This is a genomic window from Actinoplanes auranticolor (assembly GCF_018332655.1).
GTDB classification, from domain to species: Bacteria; Actinomycetota; Actinomycetes; order Mycobacteriales; family Micromonosporaceae; genus Actinoplanes; species Actinoplanes auranticolor.
In genome coordinates, this window is the sequence record NZ_BOQL01000028.1 from 80,099 (window position 1) to 105,848 (window position 25,750).

Genomic DNA, 25,750 nt, shown 5'->3' on the forward strand with positions numbered 1-25,750 from the left:
ACCTCCTTCGCGGTGGATCGTCGCCGCGCGCGGGCCGGTCCCGGCGTACTTGATCGCACAACTCGCCCCCGCACCCGCGGAAATGTCACACCGCCCCGGCACGATGGCCGTCAGGCCCGGCGAGGGGACAGGACATGAGCGCACCGACCGCCGCTTCCAGCGCGGCGCGGATGACCGAGGACGAGGCCGAGCAATGGCGGCAGCGGCTGCGGGAGCGGTCGGAGGTGGCTCTGCACCGGCGGTCGGAGCGTACGGCGGCCCGTCAGCTGGCCGCCCGCCGCCGCGCTCACGGGCTGATCGATCGGCGGGCCGCTCGCCTGGCGCGTGGCCGGACGTACGCCTTCGAGCCCGACCTCGACTGCACGCAGTGACGCCCCGGCTGGCCGAGCGTTACGGTATCTGCTGTTTGGCCGGTTCACGACCGGGAGCACACCTGCGGGTGGGCAGCGCCGAGCGGGACAGTGGCAGCAGCGCCGCGATCGTGATCGCCAGCAGCAGCCGCGAGTTGCTCCACAGTGGTGGGCCGAGCGCCGGGACCGGCAGCAGCATTACCACGAGCACCAGGGCCGGCCAGGCGCGCCGGGCCCAGGCCGGACCGCGTACGGGCAGGAGCACGGCGAGGACCAGCCAGATCTGATGATGGGTCCAGGAGACCGGGGAGAGCACCACACTCGCCGCCCCGGTCAGCACCAGCGCAGAGAACCAGTCACCGTCACGGGCCCGGCGGGTGGCCCGGTGCAACGCCAACGCGGCGATCACGCCACCGGCCACCAGCACGACGGCCGAGCGCACCGGTGCGGAGAGCTCGACGCGCAGCAGGGCCCCGTTCAGCGACTGGTTGCCGACCGAGGTGATGTAGCCCAGGCGGCTCACGTGCGAGATCTCGGTGGTCCAGAACCGCCACGAATCGCCGGGCAGCGCGACCGCGGCCAGCACGCCGCACGCTGCGAAGGTCGCCGACGCCAGCACGGCAGCGCGCCGGCGACCGGCGAACCAGAGCAGCGGGATGAAGATCAACGGGGTCAGCTTGATCGCGGCGGCCAGCCCGATCAGCAGCCCCTGCCACCGGCTGTGCCGCAGCGTCAGCAGGTCGACCGCGATCAGGGCGGCGAGGAAGAGACTGACCTGGCCGTACTTCAGATCAGAAGAGACCGGGGCCGACAACACCAGGATCAGGGCGTACGCGGGAGCCCGCCGGCCCAGCAGCAGCGCCAGCCCGGCGACGGTGACGATCGTGGCCAGGGTCCACGCCAGCTGCAACGGCAGGGTGGGGACGTCGGCGAGGGGCAGGAACACCAGGCCCGCGAACGGGGGATAGGTGAAGGGGGCGTTGCCGGCGCTGATGAAGTCGTACAGGCTCGCGCCGTGCGTGAGGCCCTCCACCGCGCCGGTGTAGACGCCCAAGTCGGAGAGGCGGACGTGGGCCGGGCGGGCGAGCACAGCCCAGGCGGTGATCAGCGCCGCCAGCGCGGCGGGCAGCCAGAGCAGGGCGGTGCGCGAGCTGCGCTGCCCGGTGACGGCCGGAGCCGGGCCGGTGAGACGGTACGCGCGGCGGCCCGCCGTCCAGTGCGCCTCGACCAGGCCGGCGCGCTGCAGGCGTACCAGAACGGGGTAGAGCGACCCGCTCGAAACGCCCGCCTCGCGCACCAGGTCGAGACCGTGCCGGGGGCGGCCGGGCTCGGCCGCCAGGCTCGCCAGCACCGCTGCCTGGCTCATGAGGTGCGGCGGGCCGGGGCGCCGAGGTGGGCCACCAGCAGGCCGATCAGCAATGCGACGGCCACCCGGCCCGCCGGGTGGGCGAGGAAGCCGAAGCCGAAGACCGCCGAGTTGTCCACCAGCCGGTGCAGGGTCAGCTCGGCCGCGCCGCCCGAGCGGCGCAGCACCTCACCGACGGCCAGCCCGCCCAGGCCGGCCACCACGCCGAGCGCGACCTTGCCGGCGGCGTCCTGGGACGGCACCGCTGCCGGCCGGTGGGGCGAACCCCGGCGCAGCAGGCCGGCGACGACCGCGACCGAACACAGGGTGAGCGGGCCGATCATCGCGGAGGCGTTGCCCAGCAGGACATCTGAAGCATGGAAGGCGGGGCCGGCCTGTTGCAGGCTGCCGAACGCGGCGGTGCCGTCCGCGAAGTACGCGCCGAAGTCGGCGATCCCGCCGGGAAGGAGTGCGAGCGGGAACCACAACGGCGCCGAGGCGGCGTTGACCCCGAGGACCGCGGCCGCGTGCAGGGAACCGGCGGCTGCGGCGAGGTCGAGAGCGAGCACGGCACCGGCGACGGCCGCCCCTGCGGCGAGCACGGTGCGGCCCGTGGCCCGCAAGCTGGTGCTCACCCGTACGGTCGCAGCGGTCAGGATCGTCCACACCAGCACCGCGGGACCGATGTCGATCCAGCCCATGAACGGCATGACCGCCACCTGGTTACCGGCCAGCAGGAAGGCGTAACCGGCCGCACCCAGCAGCACCACCCGGCGTACGGTCGTGCGGCCACTGACCGTCACCATCACGGCCGCCGCGGTGACCAGCGCCAAGGCCCCGGCGATCGCGCCGAAACGCCCTTGCGCCAGGTGGGCGGCGTTGAACAGAGCCGCCGCCAGCAGGGTCAGCGCGGCCGGCACCGACAGCGTGCGGGCCCAGCCGGCACCGCGCTGCGCCCAGGTCACCGGCTCCTCGTCCGCCTCCTCGACGGCGGGGGAGACGGCCAGGCTGCCGGCGAAAGCCAGTCCGCGCCAGCTCGGTCCCATGGCGTCCAGCTCGCCGTGCCATTCCCGCGCCAGCTCGTCACGCAGGTCGGCCGGCCAGCGCCGGGCGGCGGAGTCGACCAGGCGGCGCGCCAGGTGGTCGGCCGCCCTCATGCCGGCTGCGCCTTCGTGCCGGGCAGGGCCACCCGGGCCATCTGCTGCTGCATGGCCGCGACCTCACGCCGGGCCTCGACGGCGCCGTCCGTGGTGAGCCGGTAGTAGCGCCGGGTGGGGCGGCCCTCGGCGGCCGGATCGGTCTGCTCCCAGCGCGACTCCACCCAGCCGGCCCGCTCGAGGCGGACCAGGATCGGGTAGAGGGTGCCGCTGGGCAGGCCGGTGGCCTGCATGAGCTGCAGGCCGTAGCGCTCGGCGGCGGGATCGGCGAGCAGCGCCGCCACCACCTTGAGCACCGACGTGGTCATCCGGGGAGGCATGTAGGTACTCTACATAGGGTCGGCAACCATGTCACTCAGCAGCTCGATCCGGCCTGCGCGCTCGACGGTCGCCCAAACGCCGAAGGTCATGTCGTGGTGCTCCGCCACCGTCCGCAGCAGCCCGCCGTGCTCCGGGACGCCCTCCTGGGCGAGGTCGATCATCGCGCACCGGGTCAGCCGCCGCCGGGGCCGCAGCACGACCCGGTCACCGATGCGGAGATCCCGCCCCAGCCACTCCTCCTCCGGGAAGCCGTCGCCGGGCACGTCGATGAGCAGGTTCGCCCGGAACCGCAGCGGATCGACCGCCTCCCCGGTCAGGTCCCGCAGCCGGCGCAGGGCGGCGGTGCTTGCCGTCGGGGTCGCGTACCGCCCAGAGCCGGTCGCCGGCGAGCCCGCGCTGGTCGACCTCAGCGACCGGCGGCCGCTCACCCAGCAGGGACTTGATGGGATACCGGCGGATCTCCAGGACCTTCATCAGCTGACTCTTTCGTGTCCGCTCCTGGATTGCATCCGGTCGGACCGACCTGGCGGCCGATCATCCGAGATCCGGGCGTGGACGCTGTGTCTGGTGGCTGCGGGCATCCACAGTGTTCGGGCGGTCGCTTCCCGCCCACTCTGCCGTCGCTCGGGAGTTCTCATGGCGTATCCGCCCCAGCCGCCGTACGACCCGCACCAGCCGCCGCAGTACCCGCAGATCCCGGTCGTGCCGCCGGGCCCGCCGGCGGCGTTCACCGGCTACGGGCCGCAGTACGACTCCAGCCAGCCGCAGCCGCCGCGTCGCAGCCTGCTGCCGTGGCTGGCGCTGGCCGTCACCCCTGGTCGTGGCCGGCACGGGCGGGTGGTTCATCTACGACAGGGTCATCCGGACGGATCCCGGGGTGGCGGCCTGTGAGGCGATCCGGGACGACGAGAAGTCGGTGGACGGCGAGGATGGCGACAAGACGATGACCGAGCACATGACCGGGCTGCAGTCGGCGTGCGCGGACCAGGGCGTCATCGTCGATCTGACGATGGGTCAGTAGCCGTTGCCCACCGCACCGGGGCGGCTGCGGCGGGTTGTGCCGGTGATTTCGCACAGAGCCCCGCAAAGGGGAGCTCGTGGTTGACGATCAGGACGGTGAGCTGGCGCGCCCGGCAGGATTCGAACCTGCGACCGACGGATTAGAAGTCCGTTGCTCTATCCGCTGAGCTACGAGCGCCTGGCCGGCCCACGGAGTGTGCTGGCCAGCACATACTAGAGTTTCGTCGCCGCCCGGTCGAGCGGGATGTCAAGCGGTCGTGGCGTCCGCTTTGTCCTCCGGAGCCGGCGGCACCTCGATCTCCGGCGTGCCCTTCGGTGGGACGAACGCGTCGACCCATCTGGCCAGTTCCTGGAAGAGCTCGGTGCGTACGTCCTTGCCGGACAGCGTCAGGTCGTGCATGCCGCCGTCGAAGCGCGCGATCGTCACGCGCGGCCCGAGCCGCGGCGCCCAGCGCACGATGTGTTCCACGTCCAGGACCGAGTCGCTCAGCCGGACGTCCTCGTGCCAGCTTCTGCCGCGGAAGGTCCGGGTCGAGCAGGCGACCAGGACCGGGGCGTCGATGGCCAGCCCGGCGCGCAGGCGGGCCTGGCCGCGGCGGATCGCTTCGAGCCATCCGGTACGGACGGGGAAGCCGTTCACCGGTTTCCAGGAGAGGTCGTACGTCCACTCGCCACGGTGGTCACTGTGCAGGCTCTGCCCGTACAGGCCGGCTGTGCTCATCGGCAGTACCCGGTACGGGTTGCGGCTGCTCGTACGGCCGATCATGTGCGCGAACGGCCGGCGCAGCAGCCAGGGCACGTTGAAGTCGAAGAACGGGCTGTTCAGGAAGAGGCCGTCAACGATGCCGCGGTCGTGGCGGGAGTGCGACCACAGCGACGTGATCAGGCCGCCGGTGGAGTGGCCGGCGACCAGCAGCTGGTCGTGGCCGTCGTCCTCGCGGATGATCCGGGCCGCCTCGTCCAGCTCCGGGTAGTACTCGGTGAGGCTGCGCGCGAAGTTCGGCGTCTGGTGCGGCAGCAGGCTGCGGCCGTACTTGCGCAGGTCCAGCGCGTAGAAGTCCCAGCCGCGTTCGACGAAGAAGTCGGCGAGGTGGGTCTGGAAGAAGTAGTCGACGAAGCCGTGCACGTACAGCACCGCGCGCCGTGACGGCTTCCCCCCGCGCCGGCGGACCAGGGTCGCGACGACCGGGCCCTCGTCATCGGTGCCCAGGTCGATGGTGAGCCGCTCGTACGGCAGGCCCAGGACGTCGGTCTCCACGCCGCCAGGTTACCCACGCGTAGAGACCTTCGCGCCATACCAGATCAGCCGGAATCTCCGTGCCCATCCACATTCCCCCGTCGTCCACAGGCTCGCGCCGCTTCCGAAGCGGACACCAGGGCGGTCGGAGCACGCTGCTTCCCAGATCGCCCGCCGTACCCCTCGAGAAGGAGACGCAGTGTTCGACACCAACATCGTGGTGGTCGGGAACGTCCTGACCGCGCCGGAATGGCGCCGCACCGCCAGCACCAACGCCCTGGTCGCCAACTTCCGGGTGGCGTCGACCGCCCGCCGGATGGACAAGGAGACCGGCCGCTGGGTGGACGGCAACCAGTTCCGGGTACGCGTGAACTGCTGGCGCCGGCTCGCCGAGGGAGTGGCGGCTTCCGTCACGGTCGGCGATCCGGTCGTGGTGGCGGGACGCCTCTACACCCGCGACTGGACCGACTCGGAAGGCAACCTGCGCACGACGTACGAGATGGAGGCGGTGTCCGTCGGTCACGACCTGGCCCGCGGCCGGGGCCGGTTCTTCCGCAACAAGCCGACGACGGCGACGAGCGCGACCGAGACGGCCGAGGCCGACGGCCAGATCCGCGGGGAGACGGCCGTGCCGGTCGCGGAGGACGAGGCACCCACGGTGTACGGCGACGGCGTGCTGGACGGCGACGAGCCGACGTTCGAGGAGGTGCCTGGCATGACGCCGGGTGGCTTCGATCCGCTGGCGGCGCTGCGTGGTGGCAGCATCGAGCCGTTCGACACGGCGATGGTCATGCCGGCTGCGGACGCCATCCCGGTTCCGAAGCCCGGCGACTCGGAGCCGGATCCGGCGCCTGCTCCGGAGCCGGGCTCGGAGGACGACCCAGACCCCGACTCCGCGCCGGCTCCCGGCCCGGTTCCGGGTCCCGGGCCGAGTGTCCGCTCCGGTTCCCGGTCAAGCCGGTCCGCGGATCGGGGATCCGCCGGGATCGGCGCCGGAGCGGATCAGCCCGAGGCGGACGGCGAGAGTTCGGCCCGCCGCACTGGCCGGGGCCGCAGCGTCAGGCGCCAGCCCGTCCCCGCCTGACCGCCTGTACTGCGTGACCGCCTGGCCTGCCTGCCTCGGCCTGCTGCCGGCGTGATCGCCTCCTGAACTGCCGTCGTTGCGAGCCGACTTCCCCCGCGGGTTCGCGACGGCGGCACCGGACCGGCCCCTCCCTTCCGCCCACCCGGCCGACAGCCTTGTGTCCCGGCGCCGACCTCCGCGGCCGCCACCGCAAGGGCAGGTCGGACGGTACGCACCGGGCTTCGGTGCGGGTGGTCGAGGGCCGGCCGGCCGGTGGGCCTCGCCGGGGGTGTATGCGAGGCCCACCGGCCCGGCGGACGGATGCTCGGTGGTCGGCATCCGTCCGCCGAACCCCCTGCCGCGCGGTCCCGGTGACCGCCGGCGGTCCGGTCGCCGTCCCCTGCGGGCGGGCGACGGCCGGGCCCTGAACGTGGCGGCGGAAGGTTTCCGTCGCTGAAGTCCGGTCGATCCGGCGCGCCGGTGAGGCGTCCGGATCGACCGGGCGGCGGGTGGGTGTTCGGTGGTCGACACCCACCCGCCTGCCCCCAGCCGCCCGTCCTGCTCCGGGGCGCTCCCCCCTGAGAGAAAGGCGCAACCGCTCGGCCAAGCGGACCTGCGCCCGAGCAGGACGGGCGGCCCCCACCGGCCGCCACAACCGTGGCCGGCCATCGGCTCGGCCCGGTCAGCCCGGCCGGGTCTGAGACGCGGCTCGGTGTAAGGACGGCCCGACGGGTGGGCGGGCCGGGACCGGCAAGGAAGGCTCACTAGGGTGGTCGGAGTGGAAAGAGCTGGGCGGATACTGACCGCGCGACCGAGCGCCCGCAACGCCATCACCGCCGATGCGGCCGGGCTGCTGGCGGGGTTCGCGCTCGATGCCGTGCTCGGCGATCCGCGGCGCCGGCATCCCGTCGCGGGGTTCGGCCAAGCAGCCGGCGCGCTGGAACGTCGGCTCTACGCACCCAACCGCTGGGCCGGCGCCGCGTTCACCACGGCCGCGGTGGGCGTACCCGTGGCCGCTGGTCTTGCCGCCTCCTTCCTCACCCGGCGCCAACCCGTCGCCCGCGCCGCGCTGGTCGCCGCCGCGACCTGGACCGTGCTCGGCGGCCGCACGTTGCGCCGCGAGTCGGCCGTCATGGCCACCCACCTGGAGAACGCCGACCTGGCCGCGGCTCGCGGACGCCTCAACCACCTCTGCGGCCGTGACCCCTCAACCCTCGACGAGCCCGAGCTCGCCCGTGCCACCGTCGAGTCCGTCGCTGAGAACACCTCGGATGCCGTCGTCGCACCGCTGCTCTGGGGCGGGTTGCTCGGGCTGCCCGGCCTGCTCGGCTATCGGGCCGCCAACACCCTCGACGCCATGGTCGGGCACCGGTCGCCGCGTTATGCCCGCTTCGGGACGCCGTCCGCGCGGCTCGACGACGTGCTCAATCTGCTGCCGTCCCGGCTCACCGGGATGCTCACGATCGTCGCGGCGCCGCTGGTCAGGGGGCGGCCGGCCGAGGCGCTGCGGGTGTGGCGCCGGGATCGCAACGACCACCCCAGTCCCAACGCCGGCCAGTGCGAGTCGGCCATGGCCGGGGCTCTGGGCGTACGGCTGGGCGGGCGCAACGTCTACTTCGGGCGTACCGAGACCAGGCCGCTGCTGGGCGACGGACCGCGCCCGTCCGCCGTTCACCTGCGTCGTGCTGCCCGGCTTTCGGGCGCGGCCGGCCTGGGCGCCGCCGTGCTCGCCGCGGGCGTCGCCCTGGCCCGTTCCGCTGTCGTCGGCCGGGCGGGTGGGCGATGAGCGGGGGACTGCTGGTCGCCGGAACCACCTCCGACGCCGGTAAGAGTGTGCTCACCGCCGGCCTCTGCCGGTGGCTGCACCGGCGGGGCGTCAAGGTGGCACCGTTCAAGGCCCAGAACATGTCCAACAACTCGGTCGTCGTGGTCGGCACCGACGGGCGGGGCGGCGAGATCGGCCGCGCTCAGGCCATGCAGGCCGCCGCGTGCGGGATCGCCCCCGACATCAGGTTCAATCCCGTGCTGCTCAAGCCGGGCAGCGACTTCTCCAGCCAGGTCGTGCTGCGCGGGCAGGCCGTCGACACCGTGACCGCGGGCAACTACCGGTCGCTGCGGCCCCGGCTGGCCGAGGCCGCGCACGCCACCCTGGCCGAGCTGCGCGCCGAGTACGACGCGGTGATCTGCGAGGGCGCCGGCAGCCCGGCGGAGATCAACCTCCGGGACGGGGACTTCGTCAACATGGGCCTGGCGCGGCACGCCGGGCTGCCGACGATCGTCGTGGGGGACATCGACCGGGGCGGCGTCTTCGCCGCGCTGTTCGGCACGGTGGCGCTGCTCAGTCCCGAGGACCAGGCACTGGTCAGCGGCTTCGTCATCAACAAGTTCCGCGGCGACCTCGGGCTGCTGCGGCCCGGGCTCGACATGATCACCTCTGTCACCGGGCGGCCGGTGCACGGTGTGCTGCCGTTCAACCTGGACGTGTGGCTCGACGCCGAGGACTCCCTGGCGTACGGGCGGATGCTCGGCCGGCCCGCCGCCCCGCGCGGCACCGAGTGGCTGCGAGTGGCCGTGGTCCGGCTGCCGCGGATCTCCAACGCCACCGACGCCGAGGCGCTGGCCACCGAGCCCGGCGTGCAGGTGCGCCTCACGATCGAGCCGGCCGAGATCGCCGACGCCGACCTGGTCGTGCTGCCCGGTTCCAAAGCCACGGTCAGTGACCTGGCCTGGCTGCGCGAGACCGGCCTGGCCGACGCGATCCGGGCGCACGCCGCGGCCGGCAAGCCGCTCGTCGGCATCTGCGGCGGTTTCCAGATGCTCGCCCGCACGATCCACGACGACGTCGAGAGTCGCCGGGGCACCGTGCCCGGCCTCGGCCTGCTGCCCGTGGACATCACCTTCGGCGAGCGCAAGACCCTGGCCCGGTCGCGCGGTGCGGCCTGGGGGCAGGTCGCGGTGAGCGGCTACGAGATCCATCACGGGTACGTGTCCGGAGGCGATCCCGCCCCACTGTTGACGTACGCGGACGGCACGCCCGAGGGTGCAGTGGTAGGAGCGGTCTGCGGGACGCACTGGCACGGCGCCTTCGAGTCGGACGAGTTCCGCCGCCGGTTCCTGACCGAGGCGGCACGGCAGGCGGGCCGGCACGGCTTCGTGGTCGCCCCGGACACCCGCTTCGCGGAGGTACGCGAACGCGCGCTCGACGTCCTCGGCGACCTCGTCGAGGAGCACCTGGACACCGAGGCCCTGTGGCGGCTCATCGAGTCCGGGCCGCCGCCTGGCCTCCCCTTCATCCCGCCGGGTGCGCCCGTGGAGCCGGGGCGGTGACGGATGACGGCTGAGACCTTCGCCGCGCTCGCGGAGCGGATCTTCGAGCGGGCTCCTCGCCTGGGACCTGTACGGCTGGTGGCCGTCGACGGGCCCAGTGGAGCCGGTAAGAGCTGGTTCGCCGCGCGGCTGGCCAAGGCCGCGGACATCCCCGTGGTGCACACCGACGACCTGCTCGACGGCTGGGACGACCAGTTCAGCTTCTGGGCGCGGCTGGAGGAGCAGGTGCTCGGCCCGCTGCGTCACGGCCGTCCCGCCACGTACCGCCGGTACCTCTGGCACCGCAAGGCGTTCGGTGGCCATCCGGTCACTGTTGCGCCTGCTGACGCCGTACTGCTGGAGGGTGTGACCGCCGCCCGGCGGGAGATCCGGCCGGAGCTTTCCTTCTCGATCTTCGTCACCGCGCCGGCTGATCTACGGTGGCGGCGGGCTTTGGCACGCGACGGTGCCGACGATGTTGCCTTCCGGGCGTACCTTGAGCGCTGGCGCGTGAACGAGGACCGGCACTTCGCCGCGGATGCCACCGCGGCGCATGTGGATCTCCTGGTCGACGGGGCCGCGGAGGGTTTCGACGATCGGTACGAACGGCTCTGGCCGGCGCCGCCGGACTGAACCACGATCAGCCGCGTGAGCGGCGGGAACGGTGGACGGACGATGACGACCGAGGACGACAACCGACCGGCGCGGCGCCGGATCACGCTGACCGGCATCAGCTCGCGCGCCTGGGAGCACCCCGCCGACCGGGGCGCGCTCACCGCGCTGCGCGAGCTGCGGGGCTTCGACGACGTGGTGAAGGCCTTCTTCGGCATGTGGAACGAGCGCGGCTTCCGGCTGTCGTTCCTGGCCGGCGCGATCCGGGTCGACCACCGGCAGTATCCGCGCGTCTACCAGCGTTTCGCCGAGGCCGCCGCCACGCTCGACGTGGCCGAGCTGCCCGAGCTCTACGTCAGCCAGTCGCCGGTGATCAACGGCCAGGCGATCGGCATGGACAAGCCCTTCATCGTCATCACCACCGCCGCGGTCGAGAAGCTCGACGACGAGGAATTGCGCGCGCTGCTGGGCCACGAGATCGGGCACGTGCGCAGCGGCCACGCCGTCTACAAGACCATCATGATGATCCTCACCCGGTGGGCGGCGAGCCTGAGCTGGCTGCCGGTCGGTGCGATCGCCCTGCGCGCGATCATCGCGGCGATGTACGAGTGGTGGCGCAAGGCCGAGCTGTCCGCCGACCGTGCGGGCCTGCTTGCCGGCCAGGACCCGGCCGCGTCGCTGCGGCTGCTGATGAAGCTCGCCGGCGGTGGCGACCTCTCGCAGATCGACACGGCGGCCTTCCTCGAGCAGGCCGCCGAGTACGAGGGCGGGGGAGACCTGCGCGACAGCATCCACAAGCTGGGCATGACCGCCTGGAGCAGCCACCCGGTGCCCGTCGCGCGCGCCGCCGAGCTGCGCAAGTGGGTCGACTCCGGCGAGTACGGCCGGATTCTCGGCGGGGACTACCCGCGTCGCGACTCCGACGGCAACGCCTCGGTCACCGAGGATGTCAAGGCCGCCGCCGACTCGTACCGGCAGTCCTTCAACACCTCGCAGGACCCGCTCGTCGGGCTGCTCCGCAAGCTCGGTGACGGCGCCGCGGACCTGGCCGGATCCGCCGCTCGCGGCGCCCGGGGCTGGGCCGGCAAGGGCCGCCGTCCCGACGACGAGCCGCCGGTGCCGCCGGCCGGCTGAGTTGTCCACAGGCCGGTGAAGCGGACCCGCACGACCCGAGCCGCCCGGCTTAGGATCGGTTCATGAGCGAGCTTGCGACCGAATCATCGACTCCGCGCCCGACGGCCGTCATCGCGGCAGCGCCGGCGGAGGCGATGGCATGAGCCTGACCGAAGACGAGCTGCGGGCCGCGATCACGCGCGAGCTGCCCGGTGTCCGTGCCGACCTGGAGCGGCTGGTCCGCATCCCGGGGATCGCGTTCGACGGCTTCGACCACTCGCACGTCGAGCGGTCCGCCGAGGCCGTCGCCGAGCTGCTGCGCGGTTGTGGCCTCGAGGTGCAGATCGTCCGCGGCGCGGGGCAGCCCGCTGTCATCGGCCGCAAGGCTGCGCCCGAGGGGGCGCCGACCGTTCTGCTCTACGCGCACCACGACGTGCAGCCGGCCGGTGACCCGGCGCTGTGGACCAGCGACCCGTTCGAGCCGGTCGAGCGCGACGGCCGGCTCTACGGTCGTGGCGCTGCCGACGACAAGGCCGGCGTGATGGCGCACGTCGCCGCGCTGCGGGCGTTCGGCGACGAGCTGCCGGTCGGGGTCGTGCTGTTCGTCGAGGGCGAGGAGGAGTTCGGCTCCGATTCGCTCGACGAGCTGCTCGAGACCCACAAGGAGACGCTGCGCTCCGACGTCATCGTCATCGCCGACTCCGGCAACTGGGACATCGGCGTGCCGGCCCTGACCACCTCGCTGCGCGGCCTGGTCAACTGCTTCGTCGAGGTCAGCACCCTCAGTAACGCCGTGCACAGCGGCATGTTCGGCGGCGCGGTGCCGGACGCGCTCACGGTCCTGGCCCGGCTCATCGCCACCCTGCACGACGAGAACGGCGAGGTCCTCGTCGACGGCCTGGCCCGTCGGGAGGCCGCGACCGTCGACTACCCGGAGGATCGCTTCCGCCACGAGGCCGGCGTGCTCGACGGCGTCAAGCTGATCGGCCAGGGGCGGCTCACCGACCGGATCTGGACCAAGCCGTCCATCTCCGTGCTCGGCATCGACGCGCCGAAGACCAGCGAGGCGCCCAACGCCCTGGTGCCCCGGGCCAAGGCCAAGCTGAGCGTGCGGCTGGCCCCCGGCGATGACTGGAATTCGGCGTACGCGGCGATCCGCGCCCACGTCGAGAAGTTCGTGCCCTGGGGTGCCCACGTCGAGGTGACGCTGGAGAGCGGCGGCGAGCCGTGCGTCATCGATGCGACCGGCCCGGCGTACGACGCTGCCCGGGCGGCGTTCCAGCAGGCCTGGGACGGGGTCGCGCCGGTCGACATGGGGGTGGGCGGCTCGATCCCGTTCATCGCCACCTTCCAGGAGTTGTTCCCGGAGGCGGCGATCCTCGTGACCGGCGTCGAGGACCCGTACGCCGGTGCCCACGGGCCGAACGAGAGCCTGCACCTCGGCGAGTTCGCCCGGGTGTGCCTGGCCGAGGCCCTGCTGCTGCGCAACGTGGCCGCGCTGGGCAGATGACATGGCCGCCGAGCTGAGCTGCGACGTGCTGGTCGTCGGCGCCGGCCCCACCGGGCTGATGCTGGCGAACTGGCTGGTGAAGCTCGGCGTCCGGGTCATCGTGGTCGACGGCAAGGACGGCCCGACGCGGGAGTCGCGCGCGCTGGTGGTGCAGGCCCGCAGCATCGAGGTGTACGACCAGCTCGGCATCGCGGACAAGGTGCTCGCGGCGGCACACCGGGCGGTCGCGTTGGCTCCGGGCTTCGGCAGCCGCGTCTTCGGCCGGATTCCGATCGGGGCGCTGGGGTCGGGTGTGACGCCGTACCCGTGGATCGAGGTCCTGGAGCAGAGCCGCAACGAGGAGATCCTGTATGAGAACCTGCAGGCTCTCGGCGGTGATGTCCGCTGGGGCCGGCAGGTCACCTCGCTGACCGCCACCCCGGAGCAGGTCGAGGCCGTGGTCGGTGACGAGACGATCACGGCCCGGTTCTGCGTCGGCGCCGACGGCGCGAATTCGGTGGTCCGCAGATCGCGGGGCATCGCGTTCGACGGGGTGACCAATCCGCACCTGTTCTACGTCATCGACGCGACCGCGGTCGGCGGGCTGGTGGCCGGCGCGATCAACGTGCGGCCCGCCGGTGACGAGTTCCTGCTCGGCTTCCCGATGCGCGGCCGGGGCAACTGGCGGCTGATCGGCCTGGCCCGCGACGACGACGGCGACGGCGAGATCACCGAGCAGGACGCGCAGGCCCGGATCCGCCGCTCGTTCGCGGTGACCTACGCGCAGGCCCGCTGGTTCGCGACGTACCGGGTGCACCACCGGGTGGCGGCGACGTTCCGCGACGGCCCGTTCTTCCTGGCCGGCGACGCCGCGCACGTGCACTCCCCGGTCGGCGGCCAGGGAATGAACACCGGCCTGCAGGACGCGCACAACCTGGCCTTCAAGCTGGCGGACGTGGTGCACGGCCGCGCCGGCGACGCGTGGCTGGACCGCTACGAGGCCGAGCGGCGCCCGGTCGCCCGGATGCTGGTGGCGACGACCGACCGGATGTTCGGCTTCATCACCTCGCAGCGGGTCCAGCTCAAGGCGCTGCGCCGGCTGATCGTGCCCCTGCTGGCACCCGTCGCCGTCCGGCTGCTGCCCCGAGCGAGCGGTGGCTCCCGGCTTTTCGGGTACGTCGCGCAGGTCCGGATCCGCTACCGCATGACGCCGGACGCGCGGCGCGACCCGGTGGTCAGCCGGCGGCTGGCGTGGGCCGGCAGCAACTACGAGGTGCTGCGGTCACTGCAGTGGCAGATCCACGGGTACGGCGGCATCGAGAAGTCCGAGGTGCCGGACCTGGGGCTGCCGGTGCACCTGTTCGACGCGGCGCCGGAGACGCCGCTGCTTCCGGGGCGGCTTTATCTCGTACGGCCGGACGGCTTCGTGGCCGCGGCGGCGACACCGTCGGAGGCCGCTGCCGTGTTCAGGCAGGCCATGCCGCAGTGACCGAGGCGGCAGTCGTCACCGACCTGGACGGCACGATCGTCCGCGCCGACGGAACGATCAGCGAGGCGACCGTCTCGGCCTGCCACGCACTTCGGCGACAGGGCATCCCGGTGATCGCCGCGACGGCCCGCTCGCCGGCCGGAGTCCGCGCCCTCACGGAGCTGACCCCGCACCTCACGCTGGCAGTCTGCTGCGGCGGCTCGCTGGGGTACGCCCCCGACCCCGCCACAGTCCTGTGGCGCGACACGCTGCAGTCGGACGCCGTACAGGCACTGCTGTCGCTGATACGCGCCGAGCTGCCGGAGGCGGGAGTCGCGATCTACGACGGCGAATCGTGGCGCATGACCGAGGCCTACGTCGCCATCCGTACCTCCCGGCACAACGGCCCTGCGGCTGTGGTGCCCGTCGACGCCTTCGCCGGGGTGGCGGCCTGCGCGATGACGCTGTGCCATCCGGTGCTGAGCCCAGCCGAGCTGATCACCCTGCTGACCCGGCGAGGCATCGCTCTGAGCCTGAGCTTCGCGGGTCCCGAGCTGGTCGAGATCGCGCCGGCCGGCATCAGCAAGGCCAGCGGAGTGGTACGAGCCCTGCGCGAAGTGGGCGTGTCGGCGGAGCGGGCGGTGGCCTTCGGTGACATGCCGATCGACATCCCGATGTTCACCGCGGTCGGCCGGTCGGTGGCGATGGCGGACTCTCCGAGGGAAGTGCTGGACGCGGCGACGATGGTGACAGAGACGGTCGAAGAAGACGGTTTCTCGCGTGCCCTGACCCGCCTCGGCCTCATCTGAAGGGGCTGTTTCCGGCGGGTTCATCCGTGCGGGAATCCCCTTCGCTTGATCGGGTGAGTCGGCTGCGCGGGCGAGATCATTCCTGTTAGGATTCGAACATGAGTTCGAACGAGGCTATCGTGGCGCTCCGCGCCGCCGGCAGTGCTCTGGGGGACGTCGACGTCTCCGGGTGGGACGACACCGCCCTCACCGCTCAGCTCGCTGAGCTGTCCGACGCCCTGTGCCAGCTCGACGCGCAGCTCAGCCGCGTCGCCGAGGCCATCCGCGCCCGCGGCTACCGCATCGCCGAGCCGGTCATCCCCGAGCCGGTCGCCGCCTGACTTTGTTCTCTGTCCCCGGGCCCGTCGCCCGGCGCGCCCCGTCGCCACGCGGTGCGCCGGGCGGCAGGCCCCTCCCACCGCCGAGCCCTTCTCGGCTCGGTGGTGCTGCTCGGTCCTCCCCGGCCGCGCCCGGTTCGCTCGACTACCTGGCCGGATCGACACGGCTGGTTCGGGTCGCCCTGGCCGATCCGGATCGCCACGGCCGGCCCGGATCGCTCGGGCCGGTCCCGGCACGCGGGCCGGTTGCGAACGCTTCACGGGGGAGCGGATCGCGACCGGCCCGCGAATGTCGTACGTGGCTGCCAGGATGGGGTTCGTGCAGTTCCTCGACCTGGCAGCCACGTCGGCAGCCGTTTCCGCCACCTCCGGCCGCAAGGCCAAGATCGACCTGCTCGCCGCTGCCCTCCGGCGTCTTGATCCGGGCGAGCTGGCCGCCGGCTCCGCCTACCTGGCCGGTGAGCTGCGGCAACGCCAGACCGGTGTCGGTTATGCCGGCTTGCGCGACCTTCCCGCCCCCGCCGCCGAGTCCGCTCTGACCGTGGCCGAGGTCGACGAGCGGATCGCCGCCATCTCCGTCGTTTCCGGTGCCGGTTCCCAGGCGCGGCGGCGTGAGTTGCTGGCCGGGCTCTTCGGGCGGGCCACCGCTGACGAGCAGCGGCTGCTCGTCGGACTGTTCAGCGGTGAGCTGCGCCAGGGCGCTCAGGCCGGGCTGCTCGCCGATGCCATCGCCCGTGCCGCCGAGGTGCCTGTCACGGTCGTTCGGCGGGCGCTTCTGCTCGCCGGTGACCTCAAGCAGGTGGCCGTGGCCGCGCTCACCGGTGGGGCGCCCGCTCTCAGCGAGATCAGTCTGCGGGTCGGCACGCCGCTGACTCCGATGCTGGCCAGCAGTGCCCCGGATGTTGCTGCCGCGCTGGAGGCGACCGGGTCGCCGGCCGCCGTGGATGTGAAGCTCGACGGCATCCGGATCCAGGTGCACCGCTCCGGGGACGAGGTGGCGGTGTTCACCCGCAGCCTGGACGACATCACGTCCCGGTTGCCCGAGGTGGTCGCCGCCGCGCGGGGCGTTGCGGCGCGGGAGTTCGTGCTCGACGGAGAGGCCATGGCGCTCGACGCGCAGGGGCGGCCGCGACCGTTTCAGGAGACGTCGAGCCGTGCCGCCACCCGGGGTGCCCGGCGTGGTGGGAAGGAGGGGCCGGTGGACGGGCCCGGGCTGGTTCCGTACTTCTTCGATCTTCTGCATCTCGACGGCACGGATCTGCTGGACGAGCCGGGGCGGGTGCGCTGGGCCGCGCTGGCCGATGCGCTGCCCGCCGAGCTGATCGTCGGCCGGCGGACCGTTGAGACCGAGGAGCAGGCCGCCGAGGCTTTCGCCGCCGCGCTCGCCGCCGGGCAGGAAGGCGTTGTGGTCAAGGCCCTGGAGGCGCCGTACGACGTGGGCCGCCGGGGGGCCGCCTGGGTCAAGGTCAAGCCCCGGCACACGCTCGACCTGGTTGTTCTCGCGGTGGAGTGGGGGCACGGGCGGCGTCAGGGATGGCTGTCCAATCTGCACCTGGGCGCCCGGGATCCGCGGACCGGCGGGTTCGTCATGCTGGGCAAGACGTTCAAGGGCCTCACCGATGAGCTGCTGCGCTGGCAGACCGAGCGGTTCAAGGAGCTGGCCGTCGACGACTCCGGCTGGGTGGTCACCGTCCGGCCCGAGCAGGTCGTGGAGATCGCGTTCGACGGCGTGCAGACCTCGCCGCGCTATCCGGGCGGGGTGGCGCTGCGGTTCGCCCGCGTCCTGCGCTACCGCGACGACAAGCGCGCCGAGGAGGCCGACACCATCGACATGGTCAAGGCCCTGGGCTTTCCCGCCACACCGGAAGCCTGACCTGGGGCAACACCATCAGTCGTCGGTCAGGTCGGCCAGGACCTCGGCTGCGTGCCGGCTGCCGGCCTCGGCCAGCCTTCGCAGCTCAGCCACATCGGCGCGCTCGCCGGCGATCTCCACCAGGGCCTCCACCGCGTCGGCGCTGCCACTGGCGGCGAGACGGCGGAGCTGGTCCAGGTCGTCAAGCTCGACCGCCCGCCCTACCGGGTCGTCAGCCACGCCGGCCTCCTTCCATAGCTCCGCAGCGGCAAGAACCCGGGGCGTCGCAGCGGCAAGAACCCGGAGCGCCGCAGCGGCACGGGCTCAGAGCGCCGCGAGCGACCGGACGTAATTGACCTGCTGATGGACGTAGGTGACCTGCGACTGATCGGTCACCGGGATCCGCGCGACGTACTGCCGCGTCGCGTTGGTCACCGTCACCTGCACCGTCCCGCGTGGGACCGTCACCTTCACCAGCAGGAACAGCAGGCTGAACACCGTCAGCACGCAGAAGCCCACGATCGCCGCGGCGATGGCCCACGGCGGGATCTTCTGCTCGTTGTGCCAGTAGTCGTTCACCGTCCACGTCGAGCCGGCCAGCGGGATGTCCCCGGCCGGCGTGTGGACCACCGTCGACGTGACAGCCATGTCGCCGATCTGGGCGATCACCGGGCCCGGTGCGAGCGGGTCGGGCGGGACCGGCTGGGCGGGGGCGGGCACGCTCCAGGGGTCACTCGGCGTGGAGTCCGGAAAGGTCACTCCGCCGAGGTTAGTCGGGCTGCCGCGCGCTGGGAACGGCCGCCATGCGCTGGTCCGCCGCCGCCACCCGGTCCACCCGCTTCTTCGGTGCGTCGCCGTTGGCTTCCTTGCGCGCCTGCCACCCGTACGCGAGCAGCGCCATCACCGCGAACAGCCACCACTGGACCGCGTAGCCGCCGTTCTGCCAGGCGTCCTCGTGGTCGATCGAGACCCGTGTGAAGCCCGGCTCCGGCTCGCTGACCAGCACGTACGCCCCGTACACGGGGAACGGCAGCTCGGCCGCCAGTTTGGGCACCGCGATCCGCCGGGTGTCGATCCGGCCGTCGCGCCGCGCCAGCGGGGCCGGCCGGCTCTCCGACAGGTGCACCTGGCCCACCACCGTGACCTGGCCCGCCGGCGCCGGGGGAGCCACCGGGGCCGAGATCGCGTCGCCGTCCTTCGACGGGACCCAGCCGCGGTCGATCAGCACCGCGGTGCCGTCGGCCAGCAGCAGCGGGGTGACGATCTCGAAGCCCACCAGCCCGTCGACCGTGCGTCCGCGCGCCTGGATCTCGTGCGCCGGGTCGTACCGTCCGGTGACCGTGACCTTCGTCCACGCCGCGTCCTCGCCGGGGGACGCGCCCGGCCTGCCCGGCGCTTCAGGCCGGGCCAGCACCGAGCTCAGCGGCACCGCGGGGGTGGAGTCGGCGGCGTCGATCCGCGCGTTGATCGCGCTGCGTTCCTGGTAGCGGTGCAGCTGCCAGTTGCCCAGGAACACCATGATCACCGAGGCGGCCACGGTGAGCGCCGCGGCGGCCAGCCAGCGGGGCGTCAGCAGGAACCGGTACACGTTCTGAGGCTACCCGGCTCGCGACGGCCGCTTTCCGCTGGCAGGTAGGGTGCGATGTCCGGCGGTCAATATCATGTCGCCGCCGTTCTCCATATCCCCGAGGGAGCCATGATGTCCGCCCACTCGCGCCTGGTGGTGAGCGCACCCTCGTCCGGGCACGGGAAGACCGCGATCGCGGTCGGGTTGCTCGCCGCCTGCACCGCGCGCGGCGTGCCGGCCACCGGCTTCAAGGTCGGCCCCGACCACACCGACGCCGCCTATCTCGGCCTGGCCGCGGGGCGTCCCGGCCGCAACCTCGACCCGCGCCTGGTCGGCGCGCAGCGCATCGCGCCGCTGTTCGCGCACGGCGCGGCCGGCTCGCAGATCGCCGTCATCGAGGGCGCGATGGGCCTGTTCGACAGCCTGACCGGACAACCCGAGATCGACGGTACGGCCGCAGTCGCCGCCGCGCTGCGCGCGCCGGTGGTGCTCGTGGTCGACGTGGCCGCGATGGGCCACTCGCTGGCCGCGCTGGTCCACGGGTTCCGGATGTTCGACGAGATGGTGCACCTCGGCGGCGTCATCCTGAACCGGGTGGCCTCGCCCCGCCACGAGGAGATGCTGCGCACCGCGCTGGACGACATCGGCATGCCCGTGCTGGGCGCGCTGCGCCGCGGGGATCTGCCGGCCGTGCTGCCGGCCCGCGCGCAGGGCCCGGTGCCGGTGGCGCACCGCACGGTCGAGGCGGTCCGGGCCGTGCGCCGGCTCGGGGAGGCCGTCGCCGGCGCGATCGACCTCGATCGGGTGATTGCGCTGGCCGATGCGGCGCCGCCGCTGCCCGAGCCGGCCTGGTCGCCGGTGGACGCGCTGGCCGAGGCGACCGGCGAGCCGCCGGTGCCGCCGGAGAACCGGCCGGTGATCGCGCTGGCCGGCGGTCCGGGCGCTCCGTACACGTACGTCGAGACCGTGGAACTGCTCACGGCGGCCGGCGCCGAGGTCGCGATCGTCGACCCGCTGCGCGACGAGACCCTCCCGGCGGGCACCCGCGGGCTCATGATCGGGGCGGCGCTGCCGGAGGGGTACGCGGAAGAGCTGTCCGCGAACCGTCGCCTGTGCGCGGCCGTGGCCCAGCTGGCCCACGACAACCGGCCGATCATCGCCGAGGGGGTCGGCCTGCCCTGGCTGACCCGTGACTTCGACGGCCGCCCGATGTGCGGGGTGCTGGACGCGTCGGCGCTGACCGCCGGCCAGACGATCGCGGGCTACCGCGAGGCGACCGCCCCGGTGACCTCCCCGCTGGCCCCGGCCGGTGCCCGGATCACCGGCTACAAGCAGCACCGGGCGATCGTCACGCCGCGGGCCGGCCAGGTGCCGGCCTGGACCTGGGCGGGCGGCAACCCGGAGGGTTTCATCCGGCGCCAGGTGCACGCGTCCCAGCTCGGCCTGCACTGGGCCGGCGCGCCGGAGATCGCCCGCCGCCTGGTCGCGGCGATGCTGACCCCGGCGCAGCCGGCCCCGGTCGTGCCGCCGCAGCCCGACGAGGACCCGGGTGAGCAGACCCTCTCGCTGTCCGGGCTGACCCCGCCCCCGGCCTGATCGCCGCCTCCCCGCTCAACCCGGCCGGAAGTGGGGTCGGTCGATGTCGCACCCCGGCCTTACGGTGAAGGGGTTCGACGAGAAGGGAGCACCGCCGTGGCCGACCGTGTCCCGCTGGATTTCGCCCCACCGGTCCGCCAGGTGCGGTCCCTGCTGCTGGGGATCACCGACGACCACCTGGGTGCCCCGACGCCCTGCCCCGACTGGACGGTCGGCGACCTGCTGGATCACCTGGCCGGCCTGTCCCGGGCGTTCACCCAGGCCGCCCAGAAGAAGTCCGACGCGCCCGGCGGCCCGCCGCCTCCGCCCTCCGCCGCACTCCTGTCACCCCAGTGGCGCAGCCGCTTGCCGGTCGTCCTGGAGGATCTGGCCATCGCCTGGCGCTCGCCCTCGGCCTGGGAGGGCACGGCGCGAGCGGGCGGCGTCACCATGCCCGCCGCCGAGATGGGCCTGGTCGCGGTCAACGAGCTGACCATGCACGGCTGGGATCTCGCCCGCGCGACCGGTCAGGAGTATGCCGCCGATCCGCGGCTGCTCGAGCCGCTGATCGAGTTCCTCTCCCAGGGCCCGCCGGAGGGCACCCCGGGGCTGTTCGGCCCGGTCGTGCCGGTCGACGGTGAAGCCGAGCTGCTCGATCAGGCCGTCGCCCTGGCCGGCCGCAATCCCCGCTGGCGCCCGGTGTCGTCCGCGCGCTGAGGGCGCGGGCCCGTCACCAACCGGAACGGTTCGAGGAGCCGGAACGGTTCCACGAGCCGTGGATCAGCTCGTCCGGCGGCGGGGTGAACTTCGCCTTGGGCTGGCCCTTGAGCGCATCCTTCAGCGTCTGCGCCACGGTGAACTTCGAGATCGTGCCCCGGCTCGTGCCCACCGTGTTCTTGGGGTTGTCCGGGTCGGCCACGAAGGCCGCCGCGGCCAGCTGGGGCGTGAAGCCGCAGAACCACGCGCTCCGGTTGCTGTCCGTCGTGCCGCTCTTGCCGGCCACCGGCCGCTTCATGGTCGCGTGCACCATGGGTGAGGTCTCCCAGCCGCCGCAGCTGCCCTTCGCCGCGCCGTAGCCGGTGACGCAGCGGGCCGCGTCGGTCGCCGCCCGCGCGACCGCCGGTCGCAGCGCCTGACGGCAGCGGGGCCCGGCGACCTTCTTGCCCTGGTACGTCAACGACGCCCCGTCCCGGGTGTTGATCATGCGGACCGGGATCGGCTCGCAGTACTTGCCCTCGGCGCCCAGCGTGGCGAAGACGTTCGCCATCTCGATCGGCGTCGCGTCGCTGACGCCCAGCGTGAACGCTCCCCACCCGTCGGCGTGGTCCGGCCCGGCCAGCGTGCGGTCGACCTCGGTGCGCCACTTCAGGCCCAGCCGCTCGGCCATCCGGACCGCCTTCTCCGCGCCGACCTTCTGCTCCAGCTGCACGAAGTACGTGTTCACCGACTTGCCGAACCCGCTCCACATGGTCTGCCGGCCGGTCATCGAGGCGCTGGAGTTCTTCGGGCACCAGTGCACACCGCAGGTCGCCGGTCCGGGGGCGGTGATGTACTTCGACACGTACCGCTGCGGGGAGTTGAAGGCCGTGCTCAGCGGCATGCCCTCGTCCAGGGCGGCCAGCATCGTGAAGATCTTGAAGGTCGAGCCGGCCTGGTAGCCCGCCATGTCGCCGCCGCCGAGCAGCGGGTTCACCGTGTTCGGGTAGTTGCCCTTGAAGTCGTCGCGCTTGCGCCGGTCGCTGTGCTCGCCGTTGTTCTCCTGGTCGAGCGAGTACTTGCGGTTCACCGCCATCGCCTTGATCCGGCCGGTGCCGGGCTCGACGACGACCTCGCCGTGGGCGTAGACGCTCTTTCTCTTCTCCTTGTCCAGGACGTGCTTGAGCGCCGACTTCTGGATCTTCGGGTCGAGGGTGGTGACCACCTTGTAGCCACCGCGACGCAGGTTGGCCATGCGTTCCTGCGACGTCTTGCCGAAGGCGGGCTGCTCGATCCACCAGTTGCGCAGGTAGTCGCAGAAGAAACCCCAGTCGTTGTGCTTCTTCGGCACGGAGACGCAGTCGTTCGGCGGGGCGGTCAGCTTCAGCTTGATCTTCGACCTCTTCGCCGCGGCCGCCTCGGCCCCGGTGATCGCGTTCATCTTGTGCATCTGCTCGATCACGTAGTTACGCCGGTTGGTGGCCGCGGTCCGGTCGTTGGTCGCCGGGTCGTACGCCGAGGGCGCCTTGACCAGCCCGGCCAGCAGCGCCGCCTCAGTCAGCGACAGGTCCGCCGGCTTCTTGGAGAAGAAGACCTCGGCAGCCGCGAAGATCCCGTACGCCCGGTGCCCGAAGTACGCCGAGTTCAGGTACCGCTCGAGGATGTCCTGCTTCGACAGGCGCTTCTCCAGCTCGATGGCCAGCCGCATCTCGCGCAGCTTGCGGGCGGTGGTCTGCTCGGTCGCCTCGAGCGCCTGCTTGGGGGTCTTCGCGCCGTCGCGCAGCGCCATCCGCACGTACTGCATGGTCAGCGTGGAAGCGCCCTGGGAGACGGTTCCGGCCTGCTGGTTCGCCACGAAGGCCCGGGCCACGCCTTTGGCGTCGACCCCGTTGTGCTCGTAGAACCGGGTGTCCTCGGACGCCACGATCGCCTGGATGATGAACGGCGACATGTCCGCGATCTTCGTCGGCTTGCGGTGCTCCTCGTAGAACGTGGTGAGCAGCGTCTTGCCGTCGTTGGCGTACACGTAGGTGGTCTGCGCCGAGGGCACCTCGGTGAGCCCTTCCGGCATGCTCGCCAGCGCGTCGGCACCGTTCTTGGCGCCGACCCCGGCCAGCGCCACCAGCGGGAAGATCAGACCCGCGACCACGATCCCGGCGATGAGTCCCGCGCGGATGAGCGGCGCGATCCGTCCAGCTTTGGCGAGTCCGGTCTTCGTCACCCTTCGAAGGTATGACAAAACCGCTCATGTCCTCACGGAACGGCTGAAGTAATCGGCCGGATCACATCCGGCATGCTGGGGCGTGTGACCTTTTCCGTGGACCTTCCTCCGGATGCCGGTGCCGGAGCGGCGGATCTGCATCACCATGGTGACGCCGAGGTGGCTCCCGGCCTGGTGGACCTGGCGGTCAACGTGCGGCGCCAGCCGATGCCGCAGTGGCTGGCCGGACCGATCCAGGCCACGCTGACCGAGCTGGCGGCGTACCCCAGCGACACCGCCGCGACCGCCGCCGTCGCCGCCCGGCACGGCCGCGACCCGGCCGAGGTGCTGCTCACCGCCGGCGCCGCGCAGGCCTTCGTGCTGATCGCCCAGACGCTGCGCGACGCGCGCCGGCCGGTCGTGGTGCATCCGCAGTTCACCGAGCCCGAGGCGGCGCTGCGCAATGCCGGGCACCGGGTCGAGCGGGTGCTGCTGCGCGAGGCGGACGGCTTCCGGCTCGACCCGGAGCTGGTGCCCGCCGACGCGGACCTGGTCTTCGTGGGCAACCCCACCAACCCGACGTCCGTGCTGCACCCGGCCGCCGACGTGGCCGCGCTGGCCCGTCCGGGACGGGTGCTGGTGGTGGACGAGGCGTTCGCCGACACCACGTACCGGGCCGGGGTGAGCGGCGAGCCCGAGTCGCTGGCCGCCCGCCGCGACCTGCCGGGGCTGCTCGTCCTGCGCAGCCTGACCAAGACCTGGGGGCTGGCCGGCCTGCGCATCGGCTACGCGCTCGGTCCCGCCGAGCTGCTGGCCCGGCTGGCCACCGCGCAGCCGCTCTGGGCGGTCGCCACCCCGGCGCTGGCCGCGGCCACCGCCTGCGCGAGCCCGGTCGCGGTGGCCGCGGAACGGCGGATCGCCGCCGAGCTGGCCGCCGAACGTGACCACCTGGTGGAACGCCTGAGCGGCGTGCCGGACGTCACTGTGGCCGGCCGACCGGCCAGCGCCTTCGTCGCGGTCCGCCTCGCCGGCGCCGACCAGGTGCGTCTCGAGCTGCGCAAACGGGGGTACGCGGTGCGCCGCGGCGACACTTTCCCGGGGCTGGGTGCCGATTGGCTCCGGATCGCGGTGCGCGACACTGCCACCACGGACGCGTTTGTTGCGACCCTGACGGATGTGTTGAAGGAGCGACAGTGACCCTGGAGACGACCCTCGCCGCGATCGGCCCCGCCGATGAGCCGGCCATGGCCGCCGCCCGCGACCTGCAGGCCCGGCTGACCAAGCCGGCCGGCTCGCTGGGCGCCCTCGAGGAGTTGTCCGTCCGCCTGGCCGGCCTGGCCGGCACCTGCCCGCCACCGCTGCCCGAGCCCGCCTCGATCGCCGTCTTCGCCGGGGACCACGGCGTGCACGCGCAGGGCGTCTCACCGTGGCCGCAGGAGGTCACCGCCCAGATGGTGGCCAACTTCGTGGCCGGTGGCGCGGTGATCAACGCGTTCGCCCGCCAGGTGGGCGCCTCGCTGATGGTCGTGGACGTCGGCGTGAAGATCCCGCTGCACGGCGGGGACACCCTGCTCGACGCGAACATCCGCCGGGGCACCCGCGACTTCACCGTCGAGCCGGCGATGACCGTCGACGAGGCCCGCGCAGCGCTGGAGGTGGGCATCTCGGTCGCCCGCGCGCTGGTCGACGGCGGCGCGAAGTGCCTGCTCACCGGGGACATGGGCATCGCCAATACGACCCCGGCGGCGGCCCTGGTGGCCGCCTTCACCGGTGCCGAGCCGGTCGCGGTGACCGGCCGCGGCACGGGCATCGACGACGAGACCCACGCCCACAAGACCGCCGTGATCGCCGGTGCGCTGGCCACCCACGCCCCCGACCCGAAGCAGCCGCTGGCCACGCTGGCCGCGCTGGGCGGTCTGGAGCACGCCGCGCTGGCCGGCTTCATCCTCGGCGCGGCCGAGCGCCGGGTGCCGGTGATCATCGACGGGGTGATCGCCTGCTCGGCCGCCGTGGTCGCCGCCGCGTTCGCGCCCGACGCGGTCGCCGCGATGGTGGCCGGACACCGTTCGGCCGAGCCCGGCGCCGCCGTCGCGCTCGCCCACCTGGGCCTGACCCCGCTGCTCGATCTGGGTATGCGGCTGGGTGAGGGCACCGGCGCCGCGCTGGCGCTGCCGATCGTCACCGGCGCGGTCCGGGTCCTGCACGACGTGGCCACCTTCGACTCGGCGGGAGTGTCGGAGAAGTGAACCTCTA

General features: G+C 72.9%; 27 protein-coding genes and 1 tRNA gene. 17 read left to right on the plus strand and 11 right to left on the minus strand.

The features are described 5' to 3' along the window. The first annotated feature begins 134 nt into the window (after nucleotides 1-134). Nucleotides 135-371 (plus strand): hypothetical protein, encoded by a 237-nt coding sequence (locus tag Aau02nite_RS18635; protein WP_212989742.1) that lies wholly within the window; start codon nucleotides 135-137, stop codon nucleotides 369-371. Between the two features lie 19 nt (nucleotides 372-390). On the opposite strand, the gene Aau02nite_RS18640 is transcribed toward Aau02nite_RS18635, so the two are convergent. Genes Aau02nite_RS18640 through Aau02nite_RS46505 form a run of 5 tightly spaced genes read right to left on the minus strand, consistent with a single transcriptional unit; the run spans nucleotide 391 to nucleotide 3,647 of the window. Continuing rightward, nucleotides 391-1,716 (minus strand): glycosyltransferase 87 family protein, encoded by a 1,326-nt coding sequence (locus Aau02nite_RS18640; RefSeq protein ID WP_212989744.1) that lies wholly within the window; start codon nucleotides 1,714-1,716, stop codon nucleotides 391-393. Next, the gene (locus Aau02nite_RS18645; protein WP_212989746.1) at nucleotides 1,713-2,852 is read right to left on the minus strand and encodes a hypothetical protein; all 1,140 of its coding nucleotides are present in this window, start codon (nucleotides 2,850-2,852) and stop codon (nucleotides 1,713-1,715) included. Before Aau02nite_RS18645 ends, Aau02nite_RS18640 begins: the two co-directional genes overlap by 4 nt. Then, nucleotides 2,849-3,172, minus strand: coding sequence for a PadR family transcriptional regulator (locus tag Aau02nite_RS18650; RefSeq protein WP_212989747.1), 324 nt, complete (start codon nucleotides 3,170-3,172; stop codon nucleotides 2,849-2,851). Before Aau02nite_RS18650 ends, Aau02nite_RS18645 begins: the two co-directional genes overlap by 4 nt. A gap of 9 nt (nucleotides 3,173-3,181) precedes the next feature. Beyond that, nucleotides 3,182-3,490 (minus strand): MOSC domain-containing protein, encoded by a 309-nt coding sequence (locus Aau02nite_RS18655; RefSeq protein WP_246595264.1) that lies wholly within the window; start codon nucleotides 3,488-3,490, stop codon nucleotides 3,182-3,184. Further along, the gene (locus Aau02nite_RS46505) at nucleotides 3,378-3,647 is read right to left on the minus strand and encodes an MOSC N-terminal beta barrel domain-containing protein (protein WP_246595259.1); all 270 of its coding nucleotides are present in this window, start codon (nucleotides 3,645-3,647) and stop codon (nucleotides 3,378-3,380) included. Before Aau02nite_RS46505 ends, Aau02nite_RS18655 begins: the two co-directional genes overlap by 113 nt. A gap of 162 nt (nucleotides 3,648-3,809) precedes the next feature. Between Aau02nite_RS46505 and Aau02nite_RS18660 the strand changes: the two genes are divergently transcribed. Continuing rightward, complete coding sequence (locus Aau02nite_RS18660) at nucleotides 3,810-4,064, plus strand: hypothetical protein (RefSeq protein ID WP_212989749.1); 255 nt, start codon at nucleotides 3,810-3,812, stop codon at nucleotides 4,062-4,064. Continuing rightward, entirely contained in the window at nucleotides 4,051-4,194 is a 144-nt protein-coding gene (locus Aau02nite_RS18665; protein WP_212989751.1) for a hypothetical protein, read from the plus strand. The genes Aau02nite_RS18660 and Aau02nite_RS18665 overlap by 14 nt, the downstream gene beginning before the upstream one ends. A 101-nt stretch (nucleotides 4,195-4,295) precedes the next feature. Here Aau02nite_RS18665 and Aau02nite_RS18670 read toward each other — a convergent pair. After that, nucleotides 4,296-4,371, minus strand: a tRNA-Arg gene (locus Aau02nite_RS18670). A gap of 69 nt (nucleotides 4,372-4,440) precedes the next feature. Then, nucleotides 4,441-5,451: an alpha/beta hydrolase gene (locus Aau02nite_RS18675; protein ID WP_212989753.1), complete on the minus strand. Its 1,011-nt coding sequence runs from the start codon at nucleotides 5,449-5,451 to the stop codon at nucleotides 4,441-4,443. A gap of 178 nt (nucleotides 5,452-5,629) precedes the next feature. Here Aau02nite_RS18675 and ssb point away from each other — a divergent pair, with 178 nt between their 5' ends. From ssb to Aau02nite_RS18725, 10 genes are all read left to right on the plus strand, one after another. Further along, nucleotides 5,630-6,514, plus strand: a complete 885-nt coding sequence (ssb, locus tag Aau02nite_RS18680; RefSeq protein WP_212989755.1) for a single-stranded DNA-binding protein — start codon at nucleotides 5,630-5,632, stop codon at nucleotides 6,512-6,514. A 757-nt stretch (nucleotides 6,515-7,271) separates the two neighbouring features. After that, nucleotides 7,272-8,279, plus strand: coding sequence for a cobalamin biosynthesis protein (locus Aau02nite_RS18685; protein WP_438841150.1), 1,008 nt, complete (start codon nucleotides 7,272-7,274; stop codon nucleotides 8,277-8,279). Next, nucleotides 8,276-9,820 carry a cobyric acid synthase gene (locus Aau02nite_RS18690; protein ID WP_212989757.1) on the plus strand — a complete coding sequence of 515 codons (1,545 nt, stop codon included), beginning with the start codon at nucleotides 8,276-8,278 and terminating at the stop codon, nucleotides 9,818-9,820. Before Aau02nite_RS18685 ends, Aau02nite_RS18690 begins: the two co-directional genes overlap by 4 nt. A 3-nt stretch (nucleotides 9,821-9,823) precedes the next feature. Then, complete coding sequence (locus Aau02nite_RS18695) at nucleotides 9,824-10,432, plus strand: uridine kinase family protein (RefSeq protein WP_212989759.1); 609 nt, start codon at nucleotides 9,824-9,826, stop codon at nucleotides 10,430-10,432. A 42-nt stretch (nucleotides 10,433-10,474) separates the two neighbouring features. Continuing rightward, nucleotides 10,475-11,545 carry a M48 family metallopeptidase gene (locus tag Aau02nite_RS18700; protein ID WP_212989761.1) on the plus strand — a complete coding sequence of 357 codons (1,071 nt, stop codon included), beginning with the start codon at nucleotides 10,475-10,477 and terminating at the stop codon, nucleotides 11,543-11,545. Nucleotides 11,546-11,690: 145 nt separating this feature from the next. Continuing rightward, entirely contained in the window at nucleotides 11,691-13,034 is a 1,344-nt protein-coding gene (locus Aau02nite_RS18705; RefSeq protein WP_438841151.1) for a dipeptidase, read from the plus strand. Nucleotide 13,035: 1 nt separating this feature from the next. Beyond that, the gene (locus Aau02nite_RS18710) at nucleotides 13,036-14,502 is read left to right on the plus strand and encodes an FAD-dependent monooxygenase (protein WP_212989765.1); all 1,467 of its coding nucleotides are present in this window, start codon (nucleotides 13,036-13,038) and stop codon (nucleotides 14,500-14,502) included. Further along, on the plus strand, nucleotides 14,499-15,290 hold the full coding sequence (locus Aau02nite_RS18715; protein WP_212989767.1) for an HAD-IIB family hydrolase: 792 nt from the start codon (nucleotides 14,499-14,501) through the stop codon (nucleotides 15,288-15,290). The genes Aau02nite_RS18710 and Aau02nite_RS18715 overlap by 4 nt, the downstream gene beginning before the upstream one ends. 98 nt (nucleotides 15,291-15,388) lie before the next feature. Continuing rightward, nucleotides 15,389-15,610, plus strand: a complete 222-nt coding sequence (locus Aau02nite_RS18720) for a hypothetical protein (RefSeq protein ID WP_212989769.1) — start codon at nucleotides 15,389-15,391, stop codon at nucleotides 15,608-15,610. Nucleotides 15,611-15,917: 307 nt separating this feature from the next. Beyond that, nucleotides 15,918-17,480, plus strand: coding sequence for an ATP-dependent DNA ligase (locus tag Aau02nite_RS18725; protein WP_246595265.1), 1,563 nt, complete (start codon nucleotides 15,918-15,920; stop codon nucleotides 17,478-17,480). A 15-nt stretch (nucleotides 17,481-17,495) separates the two neighbouring features. Here Aau02nite_RS18725 and Aau02nite_RS18730 read toward each other — a convergent pair whose 3' ends face one another. The 3 genes from Aau02nite_RS18730 to Aau02nite_RS18740 form a co-directional block, all read right to left on the minus strand. Continuing rightward, nucleotides 17,496-17,699: a hypothetical protein gene (locus Aau02nite_RS18730; RefSeq protein ID WP_212989773.1), complete on the minus strand. Its 204-nt coding sequence runs from the start codon at nucleotides 17,697-17,699 to the stop codon at nucleotides 17,496-17,498. Between the two features lie 84 nt (nucleotides 17,700-17,783). Further along, the gene (locus tag Aau02nite_RS18735; RefSeq protein WP_212989775.1) at nucleotides 17,784-18,218 is read right to left on the minus strand and encodes a hypothetical protein; all 435 of its coding nucleotides are present in this window, start codon (nucleotides 18,216-18,218) and stop codon (nucleotides 17,784-17,786) included. A 10-nt stretch (nucleotides 18,219-18,228) separates the two neighbouring features. Then, the gene (locus Aau02nite_RS18740) at nucleotides 18,229-19,047 is read right to left on the minus strand and encodes an SURF1 family cytochrome oxidase biogenesis protein (RefSeq protein WP_212989777.1); all 819 of its coding nucleotides are present in this window, start codon (nucleotides 19,045-19,047) and stop codon (nucleotides 18,229-18,231) included. Between the two features lie 111 nt (nucleotides 19,048-19,158). On the opposite strand from Aau02nite_RS18740, the gene Aau02nite_RS18745 reads away from it, so the two are divergent. Together Aau02nite_RS18745 and Aau02nite_RS18750 are read left to right on the plus strand one after the other, a co-directional pair. Continuing rightward, a complete protein-coding gene (locus tag Aau02nite_RS18745; protein ID WP_212989779.1) occupies nucleotides 19,159-20,622 on the plus strand; it encodes a cobyrinic acid a,c-diamide synthase CobB in 1,464 nt (487 codons plus the stop codon). 96 nt (nucleotides 20,623-20,718) lie between these two features. Continuing rightward, nucleotides 20,719-21,318, plus strand: a complete 600-nt coding sequence (locus Aau02nite_RS18750; protein WP_212989780.1) for a TIGR03086 family metal-binding protein — start codon at nucleotides 20,719-20,721, stop codon at nucleotides 21,316-21,318. Between the two features lie 13 nt (nucleotides 21,319-21,331). On the opposite strand, the gene Aau02nite_RS18755 is transcribed toward Aau02nite_RS18750, so the two are convergent. Continuing rightward, nucleotides 21,332-23,518, minus strand: coding sequence for a transglycosylase domain-containing protein (locus Aau02nite_RS18755; RefSeq protein ID WP_212989781.1), 2,187 nt, complete (start codon nucleotides 23,516-23,518; stop codon nucleotides 21,332-21,334). A gap of 72 nt (nucleotides 23,519-23,590) precedes the next feature. On the opposite strand from Aau02nite_RS18755, the gene cobC reads away from it, so the two are divergent. Then, nucleotides 23,591-24,694: an Rv2231c family histidinol phosphate aminotransferase CobC gene (gene cobC, locus Aau02nite_RS18760; protein WP_212989782.1), complete on the plus strand. Its 1,104-nt coding sequence runs from the start codon at nucleotides 23,591-23,593 to the stop codon at nucleotides 24,692-24,694. Then, complete coding sequence (gene cobT, locus Aau02nite_RS18765; RefSeq protein ID WP_212989783.1) at nucleotides 24,691-25,743, plus strand: nicotinate-nucleotide--dimethylbenzimidazole phosphoribosyltransferase; 1,053 nt, start codon at nucleotides 24,691-24,693, stop codon at nucleotides 25,741-25,743. Before cobC ends, cobT begins: the two co-directional genes overlap by 4 nt. Nucleotides 25,744-25,750: the final 7 nt, after the last annotated feature.

Coding starts and splice junctions, on each gene's coding strand:
- Aau02nite_RS18720 (WP_212989769.1), top strand. CDS start 15,389: ATGAGTTCGAACGAGGCTATCGTGGCGCTCCGCGCCGCCGGCAGTGCT.
- Aau02nite_RS18710 (WP_212989765.1), top strand. CDS start 13,036: ATGGCCGCCGAGCTGAGCTGCGACGTGCTGGTCGTCGGCGCCGGCCCC.
- Aau02nite_RS46505 (WP_246595259.1), bottom strand. CDS start 3,647: ATGAAGGTCCTGGAGATCCGCCGGTATCCCATCAAGTCCCTGCTGGGT.
- Aau02nite_RS18745 (WP_212989779.1), top strand. CDS start 19,159: ATGTCCGCCCACTCGCGCCTGGTGGTGAGCGCACCCTCGTCCGGGCAC.
- Aau02nite_RS18635 (WP_212989742.1), top strand. CDS start 135: ATGAGCGCACCGACCGCCGCTTCCAGCGCGGCGCGGATGACCGAGGAC.
- Aau02nite_RS18700 (WP_212989761.1), top strand. CDS start 10,475: ATGACGACCGAGGACGACAACCGACCGGCGCGGCGCCGGATCACGCTG.
- Aau02nite_RS18640 (WP_212989744.1), bottom strand. CDS start 1,716: ATGAGCCAGGCAGCGGTGCTGGCGAGCCTGGCGGCCGAGCCCGGCCGC.
- cobC (WP_212989782.1), top strand. CDS start 23,591: ATGCTGGGGCGTGTGACCTTTTCCGTGGACCTTCCTCCGGATGCCGGT.
- Aau02nite_RS18650 (WP_212989747.1), bottom strand. CDS start 3,172: ATGCCTCCCCGGATGACCACGTCGGTGCTCAAGGTGGTGGCGGCGCTG.
- Aau02nite_RS18695 (WP_212989759.1), top strand. CDS start 9,824: ATGACGGCTGAGACCTTCGCCGCGCTCGCGGAGCGGATCTTCGAGCGG.
- Aau02nite_RS18660 (WP_212989749.1), top strand. CDS start 3,810: ATGGCGTATCCGCCCCAGCCGCCGTACGACCCGCACCAGCCGCCGCAG.
- Aau02nite_RS18645 (WP_212989746.1), bottom strand. CDS start 2,852: ATGAGGGCGGCCGACCACCTGGCGCGCCGCCTGGTCGACTCCGCCGCC.
- Aau02nite_RS18690 (WP_212989757.1), top strand. CDS start 8,276: ATGAGCGGGGGACTGCTGGTCGCCGGAACCACCTCCGACGCCGGTAAG.
- Aau02nite_RS18725 (WP_246595265.1), top strand. CDS start 15,918: ATGGGGTTCGTGCAGTTCCTCGACCTGGCAGCCACGTCGGCAGCCGTT.